The sequence below is a fragment of the Salimicrobium flavidum genome (assembly GCF_900156645.1).
Lineage (GTDB): Bacteria > Bacillota > Bacilli > Bacillales > Halobacillaceae > Salimicrobium > Salimicrobium flavidum.
The window spans coordinates 1-26,288 of sequence record NZ_FTOC01000001.1 but is presented as its reverse complement, the minus strand read 5'-3'; the positions used below and the strand labels follow the sequence as shown (position 1 = coordinate 26,288).

Sequence of the window (26,288 nt, the reverse complement as noted above, 5' to 3'; positions counted from 1 at the left end):
CCCTTACTGCATCACTCTGCGAACAGTGTATACTTCCTGTATCTGCTTAATTCTTTCAACGATTTTTCTAAGATGCTCTGTATTCTGAATCAGAATCGTAATATGGATAGTCGCCATTTTATTACGATCTGATTTCCCTGAAACAGCCGTTATATTAGTTTTTGTTTCATTGACAGCCTGCAATACTTCATTCAACAGACCTCTTCGGTCATATCCCCAGATCTCCAGATCGACATGGTATTGCTTACTATTATCTTCCTCGGTCTCCCATTTCACAGAAAGCAAACGTTCCTTAGCTTCTTCTGTGTTCACGTTCGGGCAATCAGTGCGGTGAACGGAAACTCCCCTACCCTTAGTGATGTAACCGATGATATCGTCTCCAGGAACAGGGCTGCAGCACTTAGCCAGTCTGACTAGAAGATTATCGATACCTTCTACAACTACACCCGATTCCTTTTTCATGTTCGGCTGTTTTTTCATATCTTTCTTATTTACATTAGCTACCGTATCCTCAAGAGCTTCCTGTTTCTCTTTTTCCCGGCGTATTCTTTCAGTAAGACGGTTCGCGACCTGAATAGCTGTGAGCCCCTGATAACCGACAGCAGCATACAAATCTTCCTCAGCAGAGAAACTGAATTTATCCAGCACTCTTTCGATATTATCATTTGTAAGCACTTCTTTTGGAGCCAGTCCAAGTTTTTTAATTTCACGCTCCACAGATTCCCGGCCTTTGATAATGTTTTCGTCTTTTCGTTGTTTTTTGAAAAACTGCTTGATCTTATTCTTCGCCTGGGACGTCTGAGCTATCTTCACCCAGTCTTCGGATGGACCGTAGGAATGCTTTGATGTCATAACTTCGACGATGTCTCCGGTCTTCAGCACGTAGTCGAGTGGCTCCATCTTACTGTTGACCTTAGCTCCTATCGTCTGATTACCGATTTCCGTGTGAATACGATAAGCGAAATCGAGCGGGTTAGACCCTGAAGGAAGTTCAATAACGTCCCCTTTAGGTGTGAAAACGTACACCATGTCTGAAAACAGATCCATTTTCAGTGACTCCATGAACTCCTCCGCATCATGGGTTTCACTTTGCCATTCCATAATTTCACGGAACCATGACAGTTTCTCTTCGAAGGACTGTACACCATTGGCCTGTCTCCCCTCTTTATAAGCCCAGTGAGCAGCAATCCCGTACTCTGCGATTTCGTGCATTTCATGGGTTCTGATTTGGACTTCAAGCGGATCCCCTTTCGGACCAATAACGGTCGTATGGAGAGATTGATAAAGGTTCGGTTTAGGCATAGCGATATAATCCTTGAAACGTCCCGGCATGGGCTTCCAGAACGTATGGATGATTCCGAGCACCGCATAGCAATCTTTTATGCTATTCACAAGGATACGTACCGCCAACAGATCATAGATTTCATTGAACTGTTTACTTTGCAGCACCATTTTCTTATATATGCTGTACAGATGCTTCGGTCGCCCATGCAAGTCGGCATCGATATTAACATCATCGAGCTCCGAACGTATTTGATCGATCACTTCGTCCACGTAGTGCTCGCGTTCGTTCCTCTTTTGTTTCATCAGATGGACGATGCGGTAATATTGCTGAGGATTCAAATAACGCAGAGCAGTATCCTCGAGTTCCCATTTGATCGTAGAAATTCCGAGACGATGGGCAAGCGGCGCAAAAATCTCCAGTGTTTCATTGGAAATCCTGCGCTGTTTTTCTGCAGGCAGGTGCTTTAGTGTCCGCATATTATGAAGACGATCCGCCAGTTTAATGAGGATGACCCGAAGATCCTTCGCCATGGCGACGAACATTTTTCGATGGTTTTCAGCCTGTTGTTCTTCTTTGGATTTATATTTGATTTTTCCGAGTTTTGTCACTCCGTCCACGAGCAGTGCTACTTCTTCATTGAAAGCTTCTTTCAAATCTTCCACAGTAACATCCGTGTCTTCCACAGTATCATGAAGAAAACCACTAGCAATCGTTTCCGGATCCAGCTCAAGATTCACCAGAATATTGGCCACCTGCACCGGGTGGATGATATATGGTTCACCCGATTTTCTATATTGGTCACGGTGAGCCCAAGCCGCATACTCATAAGCTCTGCGGATAAACTGCAAATCCTCATCATTCAAGTAATGACCTGCTGCCTCGATTACTTCATCCGCAGTCATCACATTATCTTTAGCCATAACAATCACCCTGATTTCTTTATGCTGTATTCCCTTTCTCTGACCTGTAAGTGTCTATCCTGGATTTCTTAAGGTGAGCAATAGCAAAAGAGCGCCCTTTTCGGGCACTCTTTTACTGGTACTGCATCAAGGTCAATACGTCATATCCATCCAATTTTTCCCTGCCATTCAAGTATTCCAACTCAATAAGGAAAGCACAACCTGCTACTTCTCCACCCAATTGTTCAACGAGATTGATAGTAGCTTCAATCGTACCGCCAGTGGCCAACAAATCATCAATGATCAAGACGCGTTGTCCCGGTTTGATGGCATCTTTATGAATCGTCAATACATCCTGGCCATACTCCAGACCGTAATCCACATTTATCGTTTCCCTGGGAAGCTTCCCTTCCTTACGGACAGGAGCGAAACCGACTTCCAGAGCATAGGAAACAGGGCACCCTACAATAAATCCTCTTGCCTCAGGTCCCACAACGATATCGATATCACGTTTTTTTGCATACTCTACTATATCGTCAACGGCTGACTTGAAAGCCGGACCGTTATCCATCAACGGAGTGATATCCTTAAATTGCACCCCTTCTTTCGGCCAGTCCTGCACAATAGCTATATGTTCTTTATAATCCATGTCCTATTTCCTCCTTGACTTCAGACCCGGGGCGTTGAAGTTGTTTATCTATCCAAGCTCTCAGTTCTTTGTATGTAGAGTAATATAACTTCTTCTCCACTTCAATCTGAGACTGGCGTTTTTGAAATGTTTCGGATTCAATTAAATCTTTTTGTTCCGGCTTACTGTTCACTCGTAATTGACCATCTTCAATTGTAACAAAACCGAGGTCAAAAAACACGTTACAAATAAATTTTATAGAATCAACCTGCCATCCCTTGTGTCGAGCAAGTAAATTCGCATCTTTTTCCAGATCAAAACTTCCCTTTTTCCTTAGCATACCATAAAAATACTTAAAATGATCTCTCGTAGGAAGCGTCTGCATAAAAGCATCGCTCGTCAATGAAAAAACTGTATAAAGACGTTCTACTGATACCTTTGACAACAGACCCGCTAAATCTTCCATGGTTTCAGGTAAGTCGAGCAGAAGAAGTGTACGATAGTCCGTCAATCTATAATCGTCAAACTTGTATAAGGGCAATCCCCCCGGGCTGTCTGTAATCTGGCCAAAAGATACACACGCCGCTTCATTCTCATGGAAATGAGGAAGATGTTTCTGAATATGCTTCGTTCCTCTCCAGTCAAACAACTGCCAATCTTTCACCGCTAAATCCTCTACCATCAGTTGGGGTTTTCTATTACCATTCCATTCATTGATGCTCAGCTGTCCTACAAATTCAATCTCGGATTGAGGAGCTATCGAATGATAGGCTTCCCCCTGACCAAACGCTATAGCATCCAGCCGTGCGCCGTCATCTTCAAGCGTCGCCTTCAGGTGATTCTTGTTGCTGCCGATGAGGCGAAGTTCCTTCGCTTTATTCTTCAAATGGAAATAAGGCTTCGGATTAGCCATGCCGAATGGTCGCAGTTGATTAATGAACTCAATCTGTTTCAGAGTCACTTCCTTCAGTGAAAGACTCATCGTTATAGGTAAAGATTGCTGATAGTCTTCCGGAGTCAACTTTTCACTTGCTAATCGGCACAGCGCCTCTCTTAGTTCAGAGATCTTCTCATCTTCAAGAGTCATGCCTGCAGCTTGAGAATGACCTCCAAAATGAATGAACAGGTCTCTGACTTCCATACAATTCTCGAACATGTCAAACGCGTCAATACTTCTCGCAGACCCTTTGGCTTGCCCTTTATCCTTGTCAACGGCAAGAACGATGGCCGGTCTGTCGAATTTACGCACCAGCTTCGATGCTACTATCCCAAGGACTCCCGGATTCCATCCTTCTTTCGCCACGATGATCACTTCGTCATCCGTGGAAGCTCCAAGCATCGTTTCCGCTTCATCAGCGATTTCCTGGACGATTTTCTGGCGATCTTTATTCAGTTCCTGGACGAATTCAGCCAGCTCTTCCGCCTCCTCCTCATCTCTGGTAAGGAGAAGATCAACTGCTGGTGATGCATCCTGCAGACGACCTACCGCATTCATCCTGGGCCCTATCATGAAGCCAACAGCCTCTTCATCCACATCTCCATCAATATTATTCAACTTTTTCATAGACTTAAGACCAGGACGGTTCGTTTTCGTTACAGCTACAAGTCCGTATGAAACGAGCACCCTGTTTTCATCCTCCAGAGGAACCAGATCCGCCACCGTTCCTATTGCTACCAAATCGAGGAATTGTCTCGGCCACTCTCCGAGTAAAGCATGAGCGAACTTGAATGCTACACCTACTCCGGCGAGTTCCTGAAATGGATACTTCACCGAAGTTTTAGGATGGAGAATAGTCATTGCATCCGGTAACTCATTCTGGACTTCGTGGTGATCCGTAATGATCAAATCGATTCCAAGCTCTCTGGCTACATTCGCTTCATGGACAGCAGCAATACCCGTGTCCACCGTTATGATCAGTGTATATCCATCATTATGAGCCTTGCGAAACGCATCCTCATTCGGTCCATATCCCTCGATGAAACGATCGGGAATATAAAAATCACATTCTGCTCCAAGTGACTGCAGACATTCCATCATCAGCGCCGTAGAACTGACTCCGTCCGCATCATAATCTCCGAAGACGAGGATGGATTCGCCGTGATGAATGCCTTCTTTTACGCGATTCACAGCTTTTCTCATCCCGTTGATAAGGAACGGGTCGTGAAGATCGGACAAAGAGGGTTTCAGGAATTTCTCCTTCTGTTCTTCTGTATGAATACCGCGCTGACTCAATAATTCATCAATTAAACCATTGTTGCTTCCTTTATCAGAACTATATGTAAAGTCCCATTTCATTTTACTTTTCAACATAACGACACCCCTGACCTATTTATTATACTAAAGGCCGAGGGGTGCTAACAACCTTATTCAACTGTTTGTCGTTCGGTCCCTTCCTCATCAGGTTTATTATCATGATCCGTCACAGGTTCTACAGATGTTCCTTTCTCTGTCTCTAGCTTTTTCTCTAATTTTTTGTAGTCGCGTTTCAGACGGAAGTAGCGTAGCGCACCCACAGAAGCTGTTATAACCCCGCCCATCAGAACAGAAATAAGGATGACGAGAATGAGCGGTGCCTCGCCGGAGCCGAATAAATAGTTCACCTGCACAGCATCCACGTTAATGACTGCAAATACAGCTACTAATAAAGCAAATATGATTGCCAGAATGATATAAGATTGACCTTTCATGATAAAAACCTCCTTTTATCTTAACTATACCCCCATCCAGCCAAATTCAATCAAAAAACCGACCCTGGCAGGGACGGTTTTTGAATTATACTTGCGGGCCATTCGTCTTTTTCTTCGTGGAGTACTCGATAGGTTTCTCGCTGATGTTACGACCTCTCATCACTAGCCAAAGCTGCGAAGCGATGAACAGAGAAGAATATGTTCCTGCTACAAGGCCGACTACAAGCGCGAAACCGAAGTTCGTAATCGAGGAGGCACCGAATAAAAAGATCATCAGAGCTGCGAATACTACAGTAATTACCGTATTGAAACTACGAGCGAGAGTCTGCATCAGACTCTCATTAACGACTGAGGCCAATTCGGCGAAATTTTTCACCTTGCGTCTCAGTCGTAAATTCTCACGTATCCTGTCGAAGGTTACGATCGTATCATTGACTGAGTACCCGACAATCGCGAGTATAGCCGCTATTATCGTAATATCGAATTCGAGCCGTGTAATACTGAATAGAGCAATGATGAAGAAGGCATCATGCAAGAGAGCGATAATAGCCGTCAAAGCAAAGAAGAATTCGAACCGGATTGTGACGTAAATGATGATTCCGATCGATGCATAAAGAACAGCTAATGCAGCGTTCTTGGCAAGTTCCTGCCCTACAATCGGAGATACAGTACTTACGTTAGGTACGTTTCCGTATTCCTCTTCGTAATACGTCTGAATTTCAGAAATCTTATCTTTGGAGAGAACGGATTCAAAGCGAGCTACCGCAATTTCATCATCATCTCCGGAGATGACTATCTGTTTCGGTGTCACGCCGAAATCCTCTTCCAATGTTTCTTCCACCTGGGAAGCCTGAACATTCCCATTGGATAAGATCGACACTCTGGAACCACTCGTGAAGTCTATACCAAGATTGAGTTTGAAAATCATCAGCACAATTGCACCGGCACCTATAAGAATAATGGAAATTGCGAAGAATCTTTTTCGCATACCGGCAAAATCGAATGTTTTCCCTTTCCACGTCGTGTTCACTGGTGTCGTGTCATCGATATCCTGGATATCTTCGGGTTTCACCCCGAACCATTTCGGACGCTTGTTCAACATACGCCCCTTTATCCATAGTCCCATGAAAAGACGGGTTCCGAACACAGCTGTAATGAAGCTTACCAGAATACTTACAATAAGCATTGTGGCAAAACCTTTCACAGAGCTGGTACCGAAAATGAAAAGAACAGCGGCAGCAATGAGGGTAGTGATGTTCGCGTCAAGAATCGTTGCCAGTGAACGCTTATTCCCTGCTTTAAAAGCTGACATTACTGTTTTTCCGGATTTCAACTCCTCTTTCATCCGCTCATACGTTATAATGTTCGCATCCACTGCCATACCTACACCGAGAATCAATGCGGCGATCCCTGGCAGCGTAAGCACCCCGTTCATCAATTCAAATACAACAAGAATCAAATAGATATATACGGATAGCGTAATCGCTGCGATGACTCCTGGAAAACGATAATACGCAATCATATATAGAAAGATGAGTGCAATACCGATCGCTCCGGCAATGACTGTTTTATTCATCGCCTGCTCTCCGAACTGAGCGCCTACAGAGGTGGAATACATTTCTTCGAGATCCACTGGCAGAGAACCGGAGTTGAGCATGTCTGCCAATTGTTTCGCGGATTCCACCGTAAAGTTACCGTCGATTTGGACATCCGTACTGCGAATAGGTTCGTCATTTTTAAAACCGAGGGCAGAAATATAGGCAGGATCCTCTGTTCCGTACTCTTCCGGGAACGTCGTCTCCTGTTCCTGATAGTCGAGCCAGATCACCATCATTCTTTCTGAAAATGGTGTGCTCGGGTCTTCCTCCATACTGGTTATCGTGTCTGAAACTTCATAAAACTCCTGTGCGCTCTCCATTTGTACGGTTACGACAGGGTTGTTCGTATTGGCGTCGAACGTCTGCTGGGCACTACCTTCGACGATGTCACTCCCGTCAAGATATTTCGTGCCTTCTACGTCCCGGAAAGACAGTTCGGCTGTTGTCGAGAGCAGTTCTCTCGCTTCTTGCTGGTTTTCAACCCCTGCAAGCTGGACTCTGATCCGGTCCGGTTCTTCAATATTGATATTCGCTTCACTGATTCCCAGAGAGTCTACCCTCTCTGTCAAAGATTGGACCGTGGCTTCAAGTACTTGCCGGTTCACTTCCTGTCCTTCTTCAATCGGGTCTACTTCATACAGGATTTCAAATCCGCCCTGCAGATCCAATCCCAAATTTATATCTTTTGCTACACCTGTAACGGTCGTACCAATTGTAGTAGCCAAAAGAGCTACTATAAGAAAAAAGGCGACGATCCGACCTCGTTTTTTCATTTCTTTTCGTTCCCCCTTGTTATCCTCCGCTCAGAACCCTTACGTAACGGCTTCCAAGCTAGCTTCCAAATCATCATTCTGATAAATCTGATTCGCTACATAACCCAAGTATGTGTGCGGCTGTAAATGAAATATATCCTGGACGACAGCATGGAGATGGTTCTCTTTATTCTTCTTCCATACTTTCTTGTTCAGACAATTCCATATGTCATCTTTTGTGACGTTAGAGTAGCCAAGCAACCATAATTCATTTCGTTTACTTATCACTACCGGTTCCACTAGACTTCTCCATTCTTCTACGTGCTTTTCTTCCATAAAAACCGAACTCCTTTATTCTTGAAGGCTCATTGATTTATTATGTACAAGCATATAACCCATTGTAGCGGAAATTTATTTCTTTGAGAAGGTGAATGGGCTATAATATCGAAACAATCTTTTTTCGCGGAGGTCAGCCCACCTTTGAATGATACCCTGTACGTCTTTCTTGACCAGGCCGATCCCTAATTGTGACAACCACTTTCTATCCGGATTCTAAAGATGACAATAAAACCCACTAGTCGATTTTGCGGGCCCACAATTTCATGTCTCTCTTATGTCAAAATCTTAAACAATTGGCTCTGTTATCGTTTATTGTGCGAAACCAAAAAAAGTGACTCCGGTTTGAACCGGAATCACTTCCCCTTTTCAGGTGAGCTACAGACATTATGTAGCTTACTTACTGGTTAAATCACCTTTTCGATTAGTCGTTCTTCTTTTCTCTGATCGATGAGCGATCCAATTTCAAAGTGGAACCATCGTTCACCGTGACGATGATTGTACCTTCATCCAACGCATGGATGGTTCCGTGAATTCCGCCGATTGTAATGACTTCATCACCTTTTTGCAGTTCTGATTGCATCTGTTGCACTTTCTTCTGCTTCTTCTGTTGTGGACGAATCAGCAAGAAGTAAAAGATAACAAACATTAAAATAATAGGCAGTAGTCCTACTAATGTTTCCATCTCCCTATTCCCCCTCTAAAAGTTTTTCGCATCCGGCTTGTTGAAACCATATTGTTCAAAGAATTCTTCACGGAAATCACCGAGTCTGTCCTCTTTAATGGCTTCTCGCACTTGCCTCATCAATTTTAACAGAAAATAGAGATTATGATAAGTAGTAAGTCTGAACCCGAATGTTTCATTCGCTTTGACGAGATGACGGATATACGCTTTAGAATAATTCCGACACGTATAGCAGTCGCAATTTTCGTCTATAGGACCGAAGTCTCGGGCGAATTTTGCATTTCTGACGACAAGACGGCCATTCGAAGTCATGCATGTGCCATTTCTTGCAATTCTCGTCGGCAACACACAATCAAACATATCAATACCCCGGATCGCTCCGTCCACCAGTGAGTCAGGAGATCCAACGCCCATCAGATAGCGTGGTTTCTCGGTCGGCAATAAAGGGGTGGTCGATTCAAGTACACGGTTCATTACGTCTTTCGGTTCCCCTACTGACAATCCGCCGATGGCATACCCTGGAAAATCAAGGGAAGTCAAATCACGGGCGCTCTGTTTCCGTAGGTCTTCGTATTCTCCCCCCTGAACGATACCAAAAAGTCCCTGGTCGTGTGGACGTTGATGTGCAGAAAGACATCTCTCCGCCCATCGGCTTGTCCGTTCGACGGAATCCTTCATGTACTTATGTTCTGCAGGGTAAGGTGGACATTCATCAAAAGCCATCATAATATCGGCTCCGAGCTGATTTTGGATATGCATCGCTTTCTCAGGGGAAAGGAATAGCTTCTCTCCACTTATATGGTTTCTGAAATGCACGCCTTCTTCTTTGATTTTTCGTAAGTCACTGAGACTGAATACCTGGAACCCACCGGAATCGGTCAATATGGACCCTTTCCAGTTCATGAATTTATGGAGGCCTCCAGCTTCTTCAACGATATCAGAGCCTGGTCGGAGCCACAGATGGTACGTATTTGAAAGGATCATCCCCGCTCCCATGGATTCAAGTTCTTCCGGACTCATCGTTTTTACAGTAGCCAGTGTTCCCACCGGCATAAAGGCCGGGGTATCAAAAGTGCCATGTGGTGTATGCACCTTCCCCAGTCTCGCTCCTGTCTGTTTACACGTCTTTATATGTTCATACGTAATCGCCATTTCCCACTACCACTCCTACTTTAAAATTAACATTGCATCGCCGAAACTGAAGAAACGATATTTTTCTGTAACAGCTCTCCGGTAAGCTTCGAGGATGAAATCCCGACCGGCTATAGCACTGACAAGCATTATCAACGTCGATTTAGGAAGATGAAAGTTAGTTACAAGTCCATCGATGGATTTCACCTGCTGCGGAGGATAAATAAAAATATCCGTCCAGCCGCTATCAGCCGTAAATCGACCATGCTCCCGGTAAATAGTCTCCAGCGTACGCGTCGAGGTCGTCCCTATAGAAATGATTCTTCCCTGTTCTTCCTTTGCTTTGTTCAGTCGCTCGGCCGCTTCCTCATCAAGAGTGTAGAATTCTGCGTGCATATCATGCTCCTCTACGTTTTCGACACTGACCGGTCTGAACGTTCCAAGGCCGACGTGAAGAGTTAAATATACCAGATTCACTCCCGAGTCTTCCAGCTCCTGCAACAGATTTTCAGTGAAATGGAGACCGGCCGTCGGCGCGGCTGCGGAACCTTCTTCCTTGGCATACACTGTCTGGTACCGATCACGATCCTCCAGCTGTTCTGTAATGTAAGGGGGCAGCGGCATTTCTCCGAGTGCATCGAGGACTTCGAGAAAAATTCCTTCATAAGAGAATTCGACCAGACGACCGCCATGCTCCATTTCTTTTGTGCATACAGCTTTCAGACTTCCATCTCCGAATGAAAGAACGGTGCCTTCTTTCACTTTTTTGGCCGGCTTCATTAATACTTCCCACACATCACCCTCATGCTGATGAAGAAGGAGGACTTCCACTTTTCCACCCGTATCTTCTTTCATACCGTACAAGCGTGCAGGAAGAACCTTCGTGTCGTTCAATACAAGGCAATCGCCGGCCTGGATATACTCTTTGATATCTGTAAAAGTGCGGTGTTCTATCTTCTCCTCACCCGTTTTCAGAACCATCATCCGGGAGGAAGCCCGGTCTTTCAAAGGAGTCTGCGCGATCAATTCTTCGGGTAAGTCAAAATCATACTGATTAATATCCGTTGTCATTGTTCTTCAACCTCACTTCAATCTGCTTACTATATAAAATATAAGAGACAATACTATACTTACGACAATCGATGTCATAATCGGAAAATGAAAACTTACATTCCCTTTTTTGAAACTGATATCACCAGGCAGTTTCCCGATGAATGTTCCGATCAGCCCGATTAAAATAAAAACGATGCCGATGATTATAAATAACTTACTGTATTCCGTCATGCCCCGGGTACCTCCCGGTCGAAATGACTATAAGTTTTCGGTGTGGCCACTCTGCCTCTTGGTGTGCGCTGGATATAACCCTTCTGAAGGAGGAAGGGTTCGTACACATCCTCAATCGTCTGGGATTCTTCTCCGATAGTCGCTGCCATCGTGTCGACTCCGACGGGACCACCGCGGAAAGAATCGATCAGCGCAAGTAGCAACTTATGATCAATATGATCGAGACCATCCTCATCGACTTGAAGCATTCCGAGGGCCTCTCTGGCCGTAGTCAGGGTGATTTCCCTTTCCCCCTTCACCTGCGCAATATCTCTCACACGCTTCAAAAGGCGATTGGCGATACGCGGAGTCCCTCGGGAGCGGCTGGCCACTTCGTCCGAAGCATCCTTTTCGATGAACACTTCGAAAATTTCAGCAGTCCTCCGGATTATATCAGAAAGGGCCTCCGTTGAATAAAATTCGAGACGACCGTGTACGCCGAACCTATCCCGAAGCGGCGCAGATAGCAACCCTGCTCTTGTAGTAGCACCGACGAGAGTGAAAGGAGGAAGCTCCAGACGTACGGATCTTGCACTTGGACCGGTACCTACAACGATATCAAGACAGAAGTCCTCCATTGCGGGATAGAGCACTTCCTCAACGGATCGTGGCAGTCGATGAATTTCATCAATAAACAACACATCTCCCGCTTCAAGAGAAGAAAGAATCGCGGCTAAGTCTCCGGCTCTTTCGATGGCAGGGCCTGAAGTCGTACGGAACTGCACACCCATTTCATTTGCGATGATAGAAGCGAGTGTCGTCTTACCGAGACCAGGCGGTCCATATAACAGAGTATGGTCCAGAGGTTCTTCCCGCATTTTTGCAGCTTCGATAAAAATACTCAAGTTCTGTTTCGTTTTTTCCTGGCCGATGTACTGAGAGAGGAGTTCAGGCCTCAGGCTCTGCTCCATATCCTCTTCTCGTCCCTGCTGTTCCCCGGAAATAATTCTTTCCTCCATGCTTCTCCCTCCTTTCTATACTTTTAACAACAACTGCAGTCCGTGACGCACGTACTCGTCTACTTTCTCCGCTTCTATTTTATGAAGTTCAGGTTTGATCGCCTGTAGTTCCTTATCCGAATAACCGAGCGCTTCCAAGGCTTCAAGTGCTTCCGCTACGAGGGACTCATCCACTCTTGCATCTGCATAGAAAATCGTCGCCTCATTTTCCTCATAAGGCACCCATTCGACCAGTTTCCCTTTAAGATCAAGAATCATCTGTCGAGCCGTCTTCTTCCCGACTCCCGGGAATTTCGTCAGATACTTGTCGTCTTCCCGCTCCACTGCACCTACAAAATCAGTTACACTTGCTCCCCCTAAAATGGCGAGAGCTCCTTTTGGACCTATACCTGAAACATTCAAAAGCTTCGAGAACAGGTACTTATCCTCTTTTTTAGGGAATCCGAAAAGAATCTGGGCGTCTTCCCTTACATGGTGGTATGTATGAACTTTGAGTTCTTTATTCATTTGCGGTTCAAAATAAAAAGGGTTGGCACAGAAAACTTCATAGCCAATACCTTGGACCTCTACAATAATGGAATCTTCTTCAATCGATGTCAATATTCCGTTAATATATGCAATCATTCATTTCTCTCCATTTCTGCTTACTCTTTGGTATTATAACATACATACACACGTTCGTATTAAGGAAAAGTGGTACCGAGTGTTCAGCCCTTCTCGCATAAGTAAAAATCATCCTGGAGAAGTGTTCTTCTTCTCTATGGTGGTTTTTGCTTATGTCGCTAAGGGCTACGAGGTAAAACTGGACAATGAAATGTGAAGTCATCCCGCTTAGAAGCCCTGGCCTAAGCTGATTGATCAGACGAAAGGCGCCCTTCCCTTTCTCTGATTGAGCTGCTTAGGACATGTGCTTCTGGATGACGCAACTGGACAAGGAAAAGTGGTACCGAGTGTTCAGCCCTTCTCGCATACGTAAAAGAAACCCGCATCTCTGCGGGCCTTTAATCTCATGATAGTTTTTCCAAAACTTCTTTATCAGCGTCGAGATTGTGCCAGATCTCCTGTACATCATCGTTATCTTCAAGCATATCGATAAGCTTCAGCATCTTTTCTACTCCCTCTTCTTCAAGCGGAGTATAGGTTTGAGGAATCATCGTCACTTCTGCCGTCTGAACCGGATATTCCTCCAGAGCCTTCTTCACATCCTGGAAGCTCTCCGGCTCTGTATAAATTTCAAAGAAGTCGTCTGTCGTTTCCAGCTCTTCCGCCCCTGCTTCTATCGCCTCGAGCAGGATATCATCTTCTTCCACATCCGTTTCAGTACGGTCAATAGTAATGAATCCTTTCCGGTCGAACATGAACGAAACGCAACCATTTTCGCCGAGATTTCCCCCGTGCTTGCTGAATGCATGACGTACTTCCGGAGCAGTTCTGTTTTTGTTATCTGTAAGAACACTCACCATTACCGCTACTCCACCAGGACCATACCCTTCGTACACGACTTCTTCATAGTCTTCACCGTCGAGGTCCCCTGTAGCTTTTTTCAAAGCCCGGTCGATATTATCTTTTGGCATGTTGTTAGCTCTGGCTTTCTCTATAGCTAGACGGAGGTCCGGGTTCATTTCAGGATCCGGGTCCCCCTGCCTTGCAGCAACAAAAATCTGACGTGCCAGTTTCTGAAACAATTTGCCGCGTTTCGCATCCTGAGCACCTTTACGATGTTTGATATTACTCCATTTTGAATGGCCTGCCATGGGACATTCTCCTCTCAAAAACATGTTTTCCTTTCATAACTATATCAAAGTTCATTTCTGTGTCCAAATCGTTTACCGCTTTCCTTTTCCTTTCGTTCTGTTAAAGCCTGTTGTTGATTTTAGGAACGAAGGGTGGGGACGCCTGCGGCAAGGCATGAACGGAAAATCACCGGAAATGACCGGAGGGAGATTCCGGAAGCCCGCGTTATTCCCGCGGCAAGCTTCCACCCGTAGAACGAAAATCAACAAGGAACGATAACAGAGCGTTTCCTTTAAATGTTTCCGTCAATTCCCCACTGAAGAGATGAATATCAACGATAACTAAGGAGAGAAGCCCTCATGATGAAACGAGAGTGCTAAAAGCGCGTAACTGAAGTACACCAGAAAGGGAATCGTGTTCGACCAATACCCTAAAAAAAAGACCTTCTTTTCCAATTATCCTGAAAAGAAGGCCTATCAGAACTATAAATCTTTTGGAGGGGCAGGAGGCATTTGCCGCTTATGATGAGAGCGTTTATGTAAGGAGTCGATGATTTCTTTATCCTTTTCAGGAATCGCTTCTCCCTTCAAATAACGATCGATTGTAGCATAAGAGGTCCCCATCTCATTTTCATCCGTCTGCCCTTCCCAAAGGCCTGCGCTCGGCTTCTTCTCAACGATAGAGGAAGGTACTCCCAAATCACGGGCCATCTCACGGACTTCTCCTTTTGTATAATTCGTCAGAGGTACAAGGTCGACGCCCCCATCCCCGTATTTGGTAAAGTATCCGGTATACCATTCTGCTGCATTATCCGTACCCGTCACTAAATAACCTGTATTTGCTCCCACAGTATAAAGAGTGCTCATCCGTAGCCGGGCGCGCAAATTCGCATCAGCCAGCTGTTGAGCTTCTTCCTTATACAAATCAGAATCTCTGAGTTGCTTCTGAATCGTCGGTAACAGAGTATCATGTGTTGTTGTCAGATCGATCGTGACCGTTTTTATACCACAGGCCTCAGCCACTTCTTTGGCATGCTGTTCGTCTTCTCCATCACTTTTACAGGGCATTATCACTCCGAGGGAAGCCTCCGGGCAGGCACGTTTAATCAAGTTGGCCACCACTGCAGAATCTATACCTCCACTCAAGCCTACCAACAGGCCCTCCGCGTTCGCTTCTTTTATTTTTTCTTGCAACCATTTCGTGAGTTTCTCTATTTCCTGCTCCATGCTTTAACACCCTCCATTCGTATAGTTATATATCTTAACATATCTTGCTCCTGCTGGGAAAGCAGAGGAAGCCCTTTCACCTTTTTCTTCCAGAACGTCCCTAAAAAAGAGCCTGAAACAGAAGGTATCGTAGAAATACTAAAAACGAATATTCATAAACGAATGTATATAAAAGAGTTTGGGACAAAACGAATAACAGCAATCAATAACCGAACATTCGAGACGATGCCTATCCTTTTATGAAGAACAACACAGAGACTCCTGCGGGAACAGCACGTGCTGAAGATCCCCATGATCAAGCGATTTTCTTGATTATGGGGCGGCTTGAAGCCGTGCCCGCGGAAAGCGATGTGTTGTTCTTTTTTATCCTTTTATAAACAGCGTACAAAACAAAAAACCGAACACTATCGTTCGGTTTTTGTTTTGTACTATTTAGTTTTGGCCCAGGCTCTTTTAAACGTAAAAGCAGTTTTGTTACAGGCTCTTCACTTCGTTACGGGTGTCGGCACCTCTATTTCATAACTCGGGTACGTGCCGAGCACCTTCAGTTTGCAACCGAGCGCTTCAAGTTCCTGCTGAACCCCCGGGAACAACACCTTATCGTAAGGCTGGTCCACATCCACCAGGAAGAAATAATTACCGAGACCTGTTTTCATCGGACGTGACTCGATTTTGGAGAGGTTCATTTTCCTCCAGGCAAAAGCGGCCAACACCTGATGCAAAGCTCCGACATAGTCCTGTGGAAGAGTCACCATAACTGTCGTTTTCTGTTTCGCTACAGGATGTTCTTTTACCTTGAGAGTTTTAGGGTCTTTCTGAACGACAGCAAAACGTGTGTGGTTGTTATCGTAATCATGGATATTACTTTCCATGATTTTCAGCTCGTTCATTTCAGCTGCCAAATGATTACCGATCGCTACAGCATGAGGACCTTTCTCTCTCACTATCTCCGCCGCCCGGCCTGTGGAAGCTGTGTAATAGATTTCTGCATTCGGATAATGTTTATGCAGATACTGATGACACTGGGCTATCGCATGACTGTGGGAATGGATTTCTGTAATCTCTTCCCCCATATAGTCAGGGTGGGTCAGTAAGTGCTGACGAATCGGAACGGTAAGCTCCGCTATAATCGCCTGGTTCACCTGATGAATCAGATAGTCGATCGTCAAGTGTACTGACCCTTCGATTGCATTTTCGAGCGGGACGACACCTGTATCGATTTCTCCCTGTTCTACAGCATCCAGGCAAGCAGGAATCGTATCGTAGCTGACGAACTCTCCTCCTTCAAAAAGAGAGTCCACTGCCATTTTTGTAAACGTACCTTTTGGTCCAAGATACCCTATTTTTTGTACTGTCATTATCTATCCCTCCATCTCACGCGCCTGAACTTAATACTTCCACATTATCAACAAACGATAGATCCTGCAATTCCTGCATCAACTGATTCATTCCCATAGACATCCCCGCTGTGTTGAGTGAAAGCGTAACATTCGCTTTTCCCTGTATCGGTATCGTCTGATGAATCGTCAGTACATTACAGCCGGAATCGGCAGCCACAGAAAGAAGCCTCGACAAACTTCCTTTCTCATCTTCCAAATGGAAAAAAAGAGTGACTATCTGTTCTTTCACCATCGCCTGAAAAGGATATACAGCATCCTTGTATTTATAGAAAGCACTTCGTGATAGCCCCACACTCTGTACAGCTTCATATACAGAATCAGCCTTCCCACGGTCGATCATAGTCTTCACATCGAGCGTTTTTTTCATTGCTTCAGGAAGAATATCACTGCGTACAAGGTAAAACTTTTCACTATAGTCCGCCATGCTGCGCGCCTCCTGTTATCCGTCTACAAATTCGAACTCGAAGTCTAATAAACGGATGGTATCACCATTTTCCGCTCCTCTTTCTCTGAGAGCACTGTCTACGCCCATACTGCGCATCTGCTGGGCGAAACGATTCACAGCCTGGTCATGATCGAAGTTGGTACGACGGAAAAGTGATTCGATTTTTTCGCCTGACAGGACATACGCCCCGTCATCATCTCTCGTGATCAAGAAGGCAGGAGCTTCTTTCTCAAATTTATAAAGCACCCGGTCTTCTGTCGCTTCTTCTTCTTTCACCTGTTTCGGAATGCGATCAAGTTCATCCGCCACTGCATAAAGGATGTCGTCCAACCCGCTTCGTGTAATAGCGGAAAGAGGATATATCTTGAGATTCTCGTCTTTGGTCTTCTCACGAAAAGCCTCCAGGTTCTCGTGGGAGTCCGGCAGATCCATTTTGTTTGCAATGATAATCTGCGGTCTATCCTTCAGACGTTCATCATAGGAAGCCAGTTCATGATTGATCGCTACATAGTCGTCGTATGGATCACGGGCTTCCACCCCCGACATATCAATGACATGGAGCAGAACTCTCGTACGTTCCACATGACGAAGGAATTGATGCCCGAGCCCCACTCCTTCATGAGCTCCTTCAATGAGTCCCGGTAAGTCTGCCATAACGAAACTTCGACCATCCCGTGTCTCTACTACGCCAAGGTTAGGGTTAAGCGTAGTGAAATGGTAATCAGCCACTTTGGGTTTTGCTGCAGTGACCGTAGATAAAAATGTCGATTTTCCGACACTTGGAAACCCTACAAGCCCTACATCGGCAAGTAATTTCAGCTCCAGTTGAACGTTCAGTTCAACACCTAATGTTCCGTTCTCCGAAATTTCCGGAGCCCGGTTTCTCGCGGTAGCGAATCTCGCGTTTCCACGACCTCCGCGTCCACCGGCAGCAACGACAGCCCTTTGCTTATGCTCAAGCAAATCAGCGATCAACTCCCCGGTGTCAGCGTTTCGAACCGTTGTACCAGGCGGCACCGGTACGATAAGGTCTTCAGAGTTTTTCCCGTGTTTTTTCTGGTTCATTCCGTTTTCCCCGCGTTTTCCTTTGAAATGACGCTGGTAACGAAAATCCATAAGGGTGTTCAGGCCTTCATCCACTTCGAAAACGACATCTGCGCCGCTTCCTCCGTCTCCGCCTGCGGGACCTCCCCTCGGCACATATTTCTCTCTTCGATAGGCGACGAGACCATCGCCTCCGTCTCCTGCTTTCACGTATATTTTCACCTGATCTACAAACATATATCCACCTCATTGTCCTTACCTTATTAAAATGAAAGCTCTGTTATCATTTATTGTTGATATTCGTCTTTTCAGATGGAAGCTTGCCGCGGACATGGTGGAAACTTCCCGCCTCTCCCTCTGGTCGATACGGGTGATTTTCCTTCCATGCTCTTTCCGCAGGCGTCCCCACCTTCCGTTCCTGTCATCAATACTAGGCTTTAACAGAGCTAAAATGAAAGGGCTGTCCCTTTCCGAGCACCTTTTGTATCTTCAGATTCTCTATCTAAGAATTGCACTGCATACGAACGGGTTACACCGGTTAGATGAAAGTTTTTTCGGATAATCCATTATACCATTAGCTTGTAACACGAACCACTCATCCCTACTCGATAAACCAACTTCAGCTTCCAACAGGAGTTCCGAACCACAGAGAAACTAGACGAGCTACTCTGACATTTCTCCTATGTTTTCAGCACCCTTCAGAGGTTGAACTTGATTTATCCAGCAATGACTACTTCCCTATATTTTAACACTTCCAGAAAGTGAGAACAGAGAGAAGAAGCGGCTCCTTCCACACAAGCTGCCGCTTCCTTCTTAATCATGAAGAAAAGCCACGTCCATGCAAAAAGCACGGCGTGGCTTTATCCTTCTATGAAATGATTTACGCTTCCTGTGCTGCAGGGTATACACTGACTTTTTTACGATCACGACCGTAACGTTCGAACTTCACAACCCCGTCCGATTTAGCGAAAAGTGTGTCATCGCCACCGATACCAACGTTTGTACCTGGATAAATCTTAGTACCGCGTTGACGGTAAAGAATGGAACCGCTAGTTACTGATTGACCGTCAGCACGCTTAGCTCCCAAACGTTTCGACTCGGAGTCACGTCCGTTTTTCGAGCTTCCTTGACCTTTTTTCTGTGAGAAAAACTGTAGATCTAGACGTAGCATGGCATCCACCTCCTTCATTTTGTGATAGTAATATATTGAGAATAATCGTGTTCAATAGTTCGCAGGGAAATAAGCAAACCCTCAAGGAGCGTTTGAGCTTTTTCCTTTTCTCTATCTTCCCCGGTGAGGACGACTTTTAAATAGCCTCCTTCGCCACCCTGGGTCACTTCCGGCTCACAGTCGGCTACTTCCATCAAAGCATTCGCTGCACCGAAGGAAACGGCTGACACTGCTGCACACACAAGGTCATGACCATAAGGTCCACTCTCTGCATGCCCGGAAAGTTCAAAACCATGAATGCGTTCATCCGAGGAAAGAAAGTTAACTGTAATCATAAGCCGAACCCTTACGCGTCGATTTTGTCAATGACGACTTTTGTATAAGGTTGACGATGACCTTTTTTACGTTTGTAGTTCTTTTTGGCTTTATACTTGAATACAGTGATCTTCTTCTGACGACCGTGTTTATCAACTTTAGCCGTTACAGTAGCACCGTCAACAAATGGAGCTCCTACTTTCGTGTTGTCTCCACCTACGAACAATACTTTGTCGAAAGTCACTGACTCTCCGTCAGCCGCATCAAGCTTTTCAACGTAAACTTCCTGGCCTTCTTCAACTTTGACCTGTTTTCCACCAGTTTCGATAATTGCGTACATACGTGCACCTCCTCATTAAACTAAGACTCGCCATCCAGGTACCATTTCCATGGTTTATGACCTGTTCTGAGCGGTTGTAGCAGTGAAGTGCTACAAGAATAACAAACCAATGTTATCATAACCGGAAACATGTTGTCAATAAACTGCTGAACGACGGTAAAAACCGCTCGGGGGCTCTTTGGAAGCCCGGGATAAATTCTACTAAACAAAAATGGGAAAAGCAACAATAAAAAAACATCATCTTTGATTCTTCACAATCTTCCGATAAAAAACCGTCATTCCTATAGATGACGGTTCATTTCGCTATACGCAAAATTCTTTTCACTTTCGTCAAGAAAGTGATTTTTTCTTCTCTAAGATTCATAAGAGGGACCGATTCTCCCAAAATCCTTCTCGCTATATTACGATATCCGATTGCAGCTTTCGTGTCAGGTTTGAGAGCCACCGGCTCTCCTCTATTAGAGCCTGTGATCACTGCATCATCATCGACGACGATGCCGAGGAGGTCAATGGCAAGAATGGATATGATATCTTCTACATCCATCATATCCCCGCTTTCGATCATGTGAGTGCGGATCCTGTTTATAACAAGGGAAGGAGGTTCGATTTCTTCCTGTTCCAGCAGACCGATGATCCTGTCAGCGTCGCGGACACTCGACTTCTCAGGTGTCGTCACGACAATCGCCTTATCAGCGCCTGAGACAGCATTTTTGTAGCCCTGTTCGATTCCGGCAGGACAGTCTATCAGTATGTAATCGTAATCCTCTTTAAGCTCGGCCACGATCTCTTTCATCCCGTCTGGTGTCACTTGTGACTTGTCGGAAGTCTGCGCTGCAGGTAAGACATGCAGACAGTCGAATCTTTTATCCGTTATCAATGCCTGTTTTGTACGGCATCTGTGCTGAATGACATCAACAATGTCATAAATGATACGATTTTCCAGGCCCATGATCACATCCAGGTTCCTGAGGCCGATGTCGGTGTCTACGAGACAGACTTTTTTCCCTTGTATAGCAAGAGCTGTTCCAAGATTGGCTGTCGTCGTCGTCTTACCGACCCCTCCTTTGCCCGAAGTGATGACTATTGCTTCACCCATGATGCATTCTCCTTTCCAAGCTGACGAGTTCCGGACGCCACTTCACTACCTTTTGCAAACGATCTATGCGGATGGCACCTGCAGTTTCATCAATGAATCCACATTCCATGTAACCACCATCAACCTCTTCCTGGTCAGGGGAGCGACTGATTTTGTCAGCTATACGAAGCTGGCTCGGTTCAAGATAGGAAGCGGCGATGACAGCCCTCGTCCACCCTTCACTACCGGCATGAGCTACTCCGAAAAGCTTACCGAGCACAAAAACATTTCCGCTTGCCCTTACTGTGCCCCCGGGGTTTACATCACCGATGACAAGGAGGTCTCCCTTCACATCGATCACCTGCCCGGAGCGGAGGGTCTGACTGATAGCGGTTATATCCCTGTCTTTCTCCCATTCCAAAGCAACTTCCTTCGTCATGACCTTCGAATCGATCTCTTCCACCACCAGGTGCTGCTGCTCCCGGACTATCTCTTTCAGAATTTCTTCCTGGTAGGGATGGATATAACGATACCCTAGCTCAATAGAAACTCGTATAAGAGGTGCCTCATCCGTGGTGATATGTTCTGAAAGTTTCCCTTTCAATTCAGTAAGAATCTCTTCAAAATCACACTGATCATCAAGATGTAAAATCAGACCCTCTCTCGTCCCTTTTATCATCACTTTTTGTTTATGATTCATGATTGGAGTCTCTCCTTAAACGTATACTAGTCATCGTCCGCCCATTTCTGCATCACATTTTTGAGGAATAAAGAAATGAACAGGAATACAATCGCATTGGCAAGTAACGTGGGCCATAATCGGTTCCCTGCATATGTGCCCCACGGTAGATCCGTAAGATTCAGGAACGAATAAACCACGTACAAAAGTGTATCTGCCATCGCAACACCAGTAAGTACAAGGAGGGCGACGACAAGCAGATTGGATTGAAGCAATTTGTTCACGCCGTGGATAATGTATACGACTATAACGTAAACCATCATATGCACACCAAGGATATCTGTATAGATGATATCAATGAACAGACCGCTTACGAGTGCGTACCAAAGCGAAACGTATGTTTCACTCGAATCGAAATAAATGGACATGAGGAGCAGAAACACAAGGGTCCAATGCGGTATGATGAACCATTCCGCGAACAGAAGCGACGGTGGAAGTAAGTTGACTACCATACCTTCCATTACGATAAAAAGTAACGCAAGAAGACTAAGCCATATATGCCTCATGATTCTTCGCCCGATCTTTCATTCTCGACCGTCTGTTCATCTCTGCGGGCGATAATCACGTGATTGACTTCATAGAGGTTCGCCGCCGGTTCGATATAAGCGGTTTTCGTCAGCCCGTATTCATCGTTACGTACTTCGTCGACAGTCCCGATCTGCAGACGACTCGGAAACACACCACCGAGACCTGAAGAAATCACTTCGTCCCCTTCGTTCAATTCTGCATCAAGGTTGATACCCCCGAGCACAAGTCTTCCGGAGGCCTCATCATACCCTTCGACAAGACCGAACACATTCTGACCTTCTTCTTGAACGACCCATGATGATATTTTGTTCGAAAGGTCGAAACCGCTCAACAATTTCACCGTAGAGTGGAAAGCTGCCGTCGATTGCACTTTTCCTATAAGACCGTCTTTCGTAATGACTGCCATGTCTTTTTCCACTCCGTGCTCCGAACCGCGGTTCACTGTAAGCTGCTCAAACCAGCGCTCTGAACTACGGGCGATCACCGTTGCCTGGACGGGGGCGTATTCACTGAGACCTCCGGTTTTATCAATCGTTCCGCGCAATTCCTCATTTTCTTCCTCAAGTTCCTGATTCTCTACAATCAACCCTTCATATTCTGCGAGTCTCCCTTTCAGCACTTCATTTTGCTTGTACACACGAAAGACGTCCTGAAAAGTCTCGATAGAATTGTCCACCCACTGAATAGGTGTATTGAAAATCGATTGTACCCAGCCTGCCGTGTCCAATACGAATTTTTCAGGAAACGTAACTTCTTCCCTGTCCCGCATAGAAAAGCCGATAAGTGTCACGACAACAATGAATGCAACCAGAACCGTTATAAGTATTTTTTTTCTGAACAATGAAGGCATAGACTGGACCTACTCTTTCCAGCTTCGGCTTGCTACGTTCGGCTGGGATTTGAAATGATGGATATGCTCCAGGGATTTCCCCGTTCCGATTGCAACACAATCGAGAGGCTCGTCAGCTATAAAGACAGGCATGTTCGTTTCTTCACTTAGTACAGAGTCCAGATCTTTCAACAAGGCCCCGCCTCCGGCAATCACAATGCCACGCTCCATAATATCTGCAGCCAGTTCAGGAGGGGTAGACTCGAGCGTCACTCTCACGATTTCTACTATGGAGGCGACTGTATCAGAAAGAGCCTGGACGATTTCATCGGAATAAATAGTGATCGTCTTCGGAAGTCCTGTTAAAAGGTCTCTCCCCCGGATTTCCATTTCATCGACTTTTTCGTAGGATTTCGCCCCTCCGATCGTGAACTTGATCTCTTCCGCCGTCCGTTCTCCGATCATCAGGTTGTATTTCTTCCTGATATGGTTCGTAATCGACTCGTCCATTTCATCACCGGCCACCCGGATGGACTGACTAGTTACGATTCCTCCGAGAGAGATGATTGCCACTTCCGTCGTGCCTCCTCCTATATCAACGATCATACTGCCTGTCGGATCCCATACGGGGAGACCGGCTCCTACTGCCGCTGCGAAAGGTTCAGCGATGGTGAAAGCATCTTTGGCTCCTGCCTGTTTCGTTGCGTCAATGACCGCCCGTTCTTCCACCATCGTTATACCAGAAGGAACACAGACGATTACGTTCGGCTTCCCACGAAAGGAGGATCCCGTCTTCAACGCCTTCTGCATATAATATTTGATCATTTCAGCTGTCGTTTCATAATCCGCGATTACGCCGTCCTTCATCGGACGAACAACCTTTATGTTTCCGGGAGTCCTCCCGATCATACGATAGGCATCCTGCCCTACCGCTTCTATGTTACCCGTGTCCGCATCTTTTGCTACCACAGAAGGTTCACGTACAATTACTCCTTTGTTTCTCATGTATACTAGTGTATTCGCAGTCCCAAGATCTATCCCGAGATCCTGCGAGAGTCCAAACAAGCCCAATGCTATCTTCCTTTCTGTAACACAATGGATAAGAACAAGCGCCAACTATAAGGAAACCCTTATACCTTGGCGCTTGTCATTTCACGCTTATTCAATTATACGAGAAAATAAGTAAAATAGATAGTGGTTCACTATCATAGATATAGCAATAGGTAAAACTTTGATATTATCTCCATCTTTTCCCCTGCTCCACACCGTACGTGCGAGTTTCCTCGCATACGGCGTTCCATCTTTCTATAGCTTTTCAACTGATAGATTCTAAGTTACACATTTTACGATAGTTGTTAACCTTCTTGATTTCCGTTTGATTCAATTGCAGGATATCAAGATATTTTTCAATCGTTTGAGTTTCCGTTGCGTGGATTAAGATGTAAACGAATTTGCTCAGAATTCGTAAATTTTTAAATCCGTCTATTCCTCCTGAATTTACAGGTACATAATGATGACAATGTACGGTCTCGGCAGGTAGAAATTCTCCTGTAATTTCGCATTTACCATTCTTCATACTGTATCTGCTTATTCGATTATCAAAGTATTCCACACTTCGGTTTGGAATGTTAGATTTCATGAGTTTCCTAATTTCTGTTGACACATCACCTTTTAATTTTGTATAGATATGTTTTCTGCCCCTTAAAGTAAACGGTGTAAGCCATTGAGAAAAGCTCATAATGTTTTTATGACTTATATCCTCTAAAGGGTATAAATATACTCCACTAATTTTGTACGTCCTATATGTCAATTTATAGAACTTTTTATAAGATGGCGGTGCATTCTTAGGATGCTCATATTTACCAACTCTTTTTAAACGATTGTACAAGGTTCTACTGAGCTGGAATGCAATTTTTCTAAAATCTGAGTATACATGCGTGGCATATCGACTATAATTATGAATACCAAGTATCCAACTGTTGTAAAGAAGTGCATTTTTGGTGTTTGGACTTTTTTGTATCTGTTTAATTCTTTTTCGTCCTTCTTCCTTATATTGCTTTTTCTTTTTAGCAATAAGTCGAGTATACGCCACACGTTTGCCATCTTTGCCCTTTACTTCAGCCCTGATCATAAACCCAAGAAATTCAGATTCATTTTTACGTAAGTTTATCACCTTGGATTTTTCCGGTGATATGTCGAGTTTTAATCGGTCCTTTAGATATAGTTTCACGGCGTGATACCATTTTTGAGCGGTTTTCCAATCTCTACAAAGGATTTTGAAATCATCAGCGTAACGAACAATATATCCTTCTTTAAGTTTTGATGTTTCTTTAAGAAGTTTATATTTATCATTTTTGTTTTTGTAGCTGGTCGGTATATTTTCCCACTGACCCGCTACCCACTTATCTAAATCATCCAAAACAACATTGGATAGTAAAGGGGATAAAATACCACCTTGCGGTGTGCCTTTTATCGGTATACCTTCACTTTCAATTTCCGCTTTAAGCATCTTACTGATTAACCGCAAAACTTTTCTATCTTGTATCCCGATATTCCATAACTGTTTTATCAATAGAGTGTGATTAACATTATCGAAAAATCCCTTAATGTCTACATCCACAACATAATTCAGTTTACTTTGGTTGATTAGGAAATTAACTCTTGCTATAGCATGGTGTGTAGACCTTAGAGGTCTGAATCCATAAGAATGATTGTAGAATCGAGCTTCGCAAATTGGCTCTAAGACCTGTTTAAAAGCTTGTTGAATAATTCTATCGCTCATACTTGGAATACCAAGCGGTCGTTTATCTCCATTTAGTTTTGGAATAAAAACACTTCTTACTTTCATGGGCTGATAGTTGGAAAGACGTTTTTGTATGAAAGAAACCAATTCTTCTTCGGACATTTGTTTGAAGTCGTCTATCGTTCTTTTATCTGCACCAGCTGTTTGTGACCCCTTATTTGTTTTGATGATACGAAAGGCAAGTAGGAGGTTTTCTCTTGAAGTAATGATGTCATATAGACGGTCAAAAGATTCACCTTCCTTACTACCTTCATATAACCCCTCAAATATTTCGGTCATACCGTAGTATTCCCAGTATCGTAATTGTGTTTGCATAATGGATCACCCCTTTCCCGGAATGATTTCCCATCTTCTT

At 44.8% G+C, this 26,288-nt stretch carries 26 protein-coding genes and 1 other annotated feature; all 26 genes read right to left on the bottom strand.

Annotated features, from left to right (window positions below):
• Positions 1-3: 3 nt before the first annotated feature.
• On the bottom strand, positions 4-2,205 hold the full coding sequence (locus tag BW944_RS00135; RefSeq protein ID WP_076556312.1) for a RelA/SpoT family protein: 2,202 nt from the start codon (positions 2,203-2,205) through the stop codon (positions 4-6).
• A 112-nt stretch (positions 2,206-2,317) separates the two neighbouring features.
• Entirely contained in the window at positions 2,318-2,833 is a 516-nt protein-coding gene (locus BW944_RS00130) for an adenine phosphoribosyltransferase (RefSeq protein ID WP_076556311.1), read from the bottom strand.
• Entirely contained in the window at positions 2,823-5,123 is a 2,301-nt protein-coding gene (recJ, locus tag BW944_RS00125) for a single-stranded-DNA-specific exonuclease RecJ (protein ID WP_076556310.1), read from the bottom strand. The genes BW944_RS00130 and recJ overlap by 11 nt, the downstream gene beginning before the upstream one ends.
• Before the next feature lie 53 nt (positions 5,124-5,176).
• Entirely contained in the window at positions 5,177-5,500 is a 324-nt protein-coding gene (locus tag BW944_RS00120; protein ID WP_076556309.1) for a LapA family protein, read from the bottom strand.
• 85 nt (positions 5,501-5,585) lie between these two features.
• Entirely contained in the window at positions 5,586-7,871 is a 2,286-nt protein-coding gene (gene secDF / locus BW944_RS00115) for a protein translocase subunit SecDF (protein ID WP_076556308.1), read from the bottom strand.
• A 39-nt stretch (positions 7,872-7,910) separates the two neighbouring features.
• On the bottom strand, positions 7,911-8,186 hold the full coding sequence (locus BW944_RS00110) for a post-transcriptional regulator (protein WP_076556307.1): 276 nt from the start codon (positions 8,184-8,186) through the stop codon (positions 7,911-7,913).
• A gap of 424 nt (positions 8,187-8,610) precedes the next feature.
• On the bottom strand, positions 8,611-8,871 hold the full coding sequence (gene yajC / locus BW944_RS00105) for a preprotein translocase subunit YajC (RefSeq protein ID WP_076556306.1): 261 nt from the start codon (positions 8,869-8,871) through the stop codon (positions 8,611-8,613).
• A 15-nt stretch (positions 8,872-8,886) separates the two neighbouring features.
• Positions 8,887-10,023 (bottom strand): tRNA guanosine(34) transglycosylase Tgt, encoded by a 1,137-nt coding sequence (tgt, locus tag BW944_RS00100; RefSeq protein ID WP_076556305.1) that lies wholly within the window; start codon positions 10,021-10,023, stop codon positions 8,887-8,889.
• A gap of 15 nt (positions 10,024-10,038) precedes the next feature.
• Positions 10,039-11,073: a tRNA preQ1(34) S-adenosylmethionine ribosyltransferase-isomerase QueA gene (queA, locus tag BW944_RS00095; RefSeq protein WP_076556304.1), complete on the bottom strand. Its 1,035-nt coding sequence runs from the start codon at positions 11,071-11,073 to the stop codon at positions 10,039-10,041.
• A 12-nt stretch (positions 11,074-11,085) separates the two neighbouring features.
• Positions 11,086-11,286, bottom strand: a complete 201-nt coding sequence (locus BW944_RS00090) for a DUF2905 domain-containing protein (RefSeq protein ID WP_076556303.1) — start codon at positions 11,284-11,286, stop codon at positions 11,086-11,088.
• Positions 11,283-12,284, bottom strand: a complete 1,002-nt coding sequence (gene ruvB, locus BW944_RS00085) for a Holliday junction branch migration DNA helicase RuvB (RefSeq protein ID WP_076556302.1) — start codon at positions 12,282-12,284, stop codon at positions 11,283-11,285. Before ruvB ends, BW944_RS00090 begins: the two co-directional genes overlap by 4 nt.
• A 15-nt stretch (positions 12,285-12,299) precedes the next feature.
• On the bottom strand, positions 12,300-12,908 hold the full coding sequence (ruvA, locus tag BW944_RS00080; protein ID WP_076556301.1) for a Holliday junction branch migration protein RuvA: 609 nt from the start codon (positions 12,906-12,908) through the stop codon (positions 12,300-12,302).
• A 383-nt stretch (positions 12,909-13,291) separates the two neighbouring features.
• Positions 13,292-14,038: a YebC/PmpR family DNA-binding transcriptional regulator gene (locus BW944_RS00075; protein ID WP_076556300.1), complete on the bottom strand. Its 747-nt coding sequence runs from the start codon at positions 14,036-14,038 to the stop codon at positions 13,292-13,294.
• A gap of 462 nt (positions 14,039-14,500) precedes the next feature.
• Positions 14,501-15,244: an NAD(+) synthase gene (gene nadE, locus BW944_RS00065; protein ID WP_076556298.1), complete on the bottom strand. Its 744-nt coding sequence runs from the start codon at positions 15,242-15,244 to the stop codon at positions 14,501-14,503.
• A 485-nt stretch (positions 15,245-15,729) separates the two neighbouring features.
• Positions 15,730-16,602: a prephenate dehydratase gene (gene pheA, locus BW944_RS00060; protein ID WP_076556297.1), complete on the bottom strand. Its 873-nt coding sequence runs from the start codon at positions 16,600-16,602 to the stop codon at positions 15,730-15,732.
• A gap of 16 nt (positions 16,603-16,618) precedes the next feature.
• The gene (locus BW944_RS00055; RefSeq protein ID WP_076556296.1) at positions 16,619-17,068 is read right to left on the bottom strand and encodes an ACT domain-containing protein; all 450 of its coding nucleotides are present in this window, start codon (positions 17,066-17,068) and stop codon (positions 16,619-16,621) included.
• A gap of 15 nt (positions 17,069-17,083) precedes the next feature.
• A complete protein-coding gene (gene obgE, locus BW944_RS00050; protein WP_076556295.1) occupies positions 17,084-18,370 on the bottom strand; it encodes a GTPase ObgE in 1,287 nt (428 codons plus the stop codon).
• Between the two features lie 643 nt (positions 18,371-19,013).
• The gene (gene rpmA / locus BW944_RS00045) at positions 19,014-19,304 is read right to left on the bottom strand and encodes a 50S ribosomal protein L27 (protein WP_076556294.1); all 291 of its coding nucleotides are present in this window, start codon (positions 19,302-19,304) and stop codon (positions 19,014-19,016) included.
• Between the two features lie 14 nt (positions 19,305-19,318).
• A complete protein-coding gene (locus BW944_RS00040) occupies positions 19,319-19,639 on the bottom strand; it encodes a ribosomal-processing cysteine protease Prp (protein ID WP_076556293.1) in 321 nt (106 codons plus the stop codon).
• Between the two features lie 11 nt (positions 19,640-19,650).
• The gene (rplU, locus tag BW944_RS00035; protein ID WP_076556292.1) at positions 19,651-19,959 is read right to left on the bottom strand and encodes a 50S ribosomal protein L21; all 309 of its coding nucleotides are present in this window, start codon (positions 19,957-19,959) and stop codon (positions 19,651-19,653) included.
• Between the two features lie 13 nt (positions 19,960-19,972).
• Positions 19,973-20,045, bottom strand: a sequence feature (ribosomal protein L21 leader region).
• 209 nt (positions 20,046-20,254) lie between these two features.
• Positions 20,255-21,055 carry a septum site-determining protein MinD gene (minD, locus tag BW944_RS00030; RefSeq protein ID WP_076556291.1) on the bottom strand — a complete coding sequence of 267 codons (801 nt, stop codon included), beginning with the start codon at positions 21,053-21,055 and terminating at the stop codon, positions 20,255-20,257.
• The gene (minC, locus tag BW944_RS00025; RefSeq protein WP_076556290.1) at positions 21,048-21,734 is read right to left on the bottom strand and encodes a septum site-determining protein MinC; all 687 of its coding nucleotides are present in this window, start codon (positions 21,732-21,734) and stop codon (positions 21,048-21,050) included. Before minC ends, minD begins: the two co-directional genes overlap by 8 nt.
• Before the next feature lie 26 nt (positions 21,735-21,760).
• Complete coding sequence (gene mreD, locus BW944_RS00020) at positions 21,761-22,279, bottom strand: rod shape-determining protein MreD (RefSeq protein ID WP_076556289.1); 519 nt, start codon at positions 22,277-22,279, stop codon at positions 21,761-21,763.
• Positions 22,276-23,151, bottom strand: a complete 876-nt coding sequence (gene mreC / locus BW944_RS00015; RefSeq protein ID WP_076556288.1) for a rod shape-determining protein MreC — start codon at positions 23,149-23,151, stop codon at positions 22,276-22,278. The genes mreD and mreC overlap by 4 nt, the downstream gene beginning before the upstream one ends.
• 9 nt (positions 23,152-23,160) lie before the next feature.
• On the bottom strand, positions 23,161-24,201 hold the full coding sequence (locus BW944_RS00010) for a rod shape-determining protein (protein ID WP_076556287.1): 1,041 nt from the start codon (positions 24,199-24,201) through the stop codon (positions 23,161-23,163).
• Positions 24,202-24,445: 244 nt separating this feature from the next.
• Positions 24,446-26,248, bottom strand: coding sequence for a group II intron reverse transcriptase/maturase (gene ltrA, locus BW944_RS00005; RefSeq protein ID WP_076556286.1), 1,803 nt, complete (start codon positions 26,246-26,248; stop codon positions 24,446-24,448).
• Positions 26,249-26,288: the final 40 nt, after the last annotated feature.

Bases quoted from the DNA above. Each gene is read 5' to 3' on its own strand.
- BW944_RS00135 (WP_076556312.1), bottom strand. From the start codon at position 2,205: ATGGCTAAAGATAATGTGATGACTGCGGATGAAGTAATCGAGGCAGCA.
- BW944_RS00040 (WP_076556293.1), bottom strand. From the start codon at position 19,639: ATGATTACAGTTAACTTTCTTTCCTCGGATGAACGCATTCATGGTTTT.
- ruvB (WP_076556302.1), bottom strand. From the start codon at position 12,284: ATGGAGGAAAGAATTATTTCCGGGGAACAGCAGGGACGAGAAGAGGAT.
- recJ (WP_076556310.1), bottom strand. From the start codon at position 5,123: ATGTTGAAAAGTAAAATGAAATGGGACTTTACATATAGTTCTGATAAA.
- rpmA (WP_076556294.1), bottom strand. From the start codon at position 19,304: ATGCTACGTCTAGATCTACAGTTTTTCTCACAGAAAAAAGGTCAAGGA.
- BW944_RS00055 (WP_076556296.1), bottom strand. From the start codon at position 17,068: ATGGCGGACTATAGTGAAAAGTTTTACCTTGTACGCAGTGATATTCTT.
- obgE (WP_076556295.1), bottom strand. From the start codon at position 18,370: ATGTTTGTAGATCAGGTGAAAATATACGTGAAAGCAGGAGACGGAGGC.
- BW944_RS00090 (WP_076556303.1), bottom strand. From the start codon at position 11,286: ATGACGGAATACAGTAAGTTATTTATAATCATCGGCATCGTTTTTATT.
- tgt (WP_076556305.1), bottom strand. From the start codon at position 10,023: ATGGCGATTACGTATGAACATATAAAGACGTGTAAACAGACAGGAGCG.
- ruvA (WP_076556301.1), bottom strand. From the start codon at position 12,908: ATGATTGCATATATTAACGGAATATTGACATCGATTGAAGAAGATTCC.
- BW944_RS00110 (WP_076556307.1), bottom strand. From the start codon at position 8,186: ATGGAAGAAAAGCACGTAGAAGAATGGAGAAGTCTAGTGGAACCGGTA.
- mreD (WP_076556289.1), bottom strand. From the start codon at position 22,279: ATGAGGCATATATGGCTTAGTCTTCTTGCGTTACTTTTTATCGTAATG.
- secDF (WP_076556308.1), bottom strand. From the start codon at position 7,871: ATGAAAAAACGAGGTCGGATCGTCGCCTTTTTTCTTATAGTAGCTCTT.
- mreC (WP_076556288.1), bottom strand. From the start codon at position 23,151: ATGCCTTCATTGTTCAGAAAAAAAATACTTATAACGGTTCTGGTTGCA.
- queA (WP_076556304.1), bottom strand. From the start codon at position 11,073: ATGACAACGGATATTAATCAGTATGATTTTGACTTACCCGAAGAATTG.
- BW944_RS00075 (WP_076556300.1), bottom strand. From the start codon at position 14,038: ATGGCAGGCCATTCAAAATGGAGTAATATCAAACATCGTAAAGGTGCT.
- ltrA (WP_076556286.1), bottom strand. From the start codon at position 26,248: ATGCAAACACAATTACGATACTGGGAATACTACGGTATGACCGAAATA.
- minD (WP_076556291.1), bottom strand. From the start codon at position 21,055: ATGGGTGAAGCAATAGTCATCACTTCGGGCAAAGGAGGGGTCGGTAAG.
- yajC (WP_076556306.1), bottom strand. From the start codon at position 8,871: ATGGAAACATTAGTAGGACTACTGCCTATTATTTTAATGTTTGTTATC.
- minC (WP_076556290.1), bottom strand. From the start codon at position 21,734: ATGAATCATAAACAAAAAGTGATGATAAAAGGGACGAGAGAGGGTCTG.
- nadE (WP_076556298.1), bottom strand. From the start codon at position 15,244: ATGGAGCAGGAAATAGAGAAACTCACGAAATGGTTGCAAGAAAAAATA.
- BW944_RS00130 (WP_076556311.1), bottom strand. From the start codon at position 2,833: ATGGATTATAAAGAACATATAGCTATTGTGCAGGACTGGCCGAAAGAA.
- pheA (WP_076556297.1), bottom strand. From the start codon at position 16,602: ATGACAGTACAAAAAATAGGGTATCTTGGACCAAAAGGTACGTTTACA.
- rplU (WP_076556292.1), bottom strand. From the start codon at position 19,959: ATGTACGCAATTATCGAAACTGGTGGAAAACAGGTCAAAGTTGAAGAA.
- BW944_RS00120 (WP_076556309.1), bottom strand. From the start codon at position 5,500: ATGAAAGGTCAATCTTATATCATTCTGGCAATCATATTTGCTTTATTA.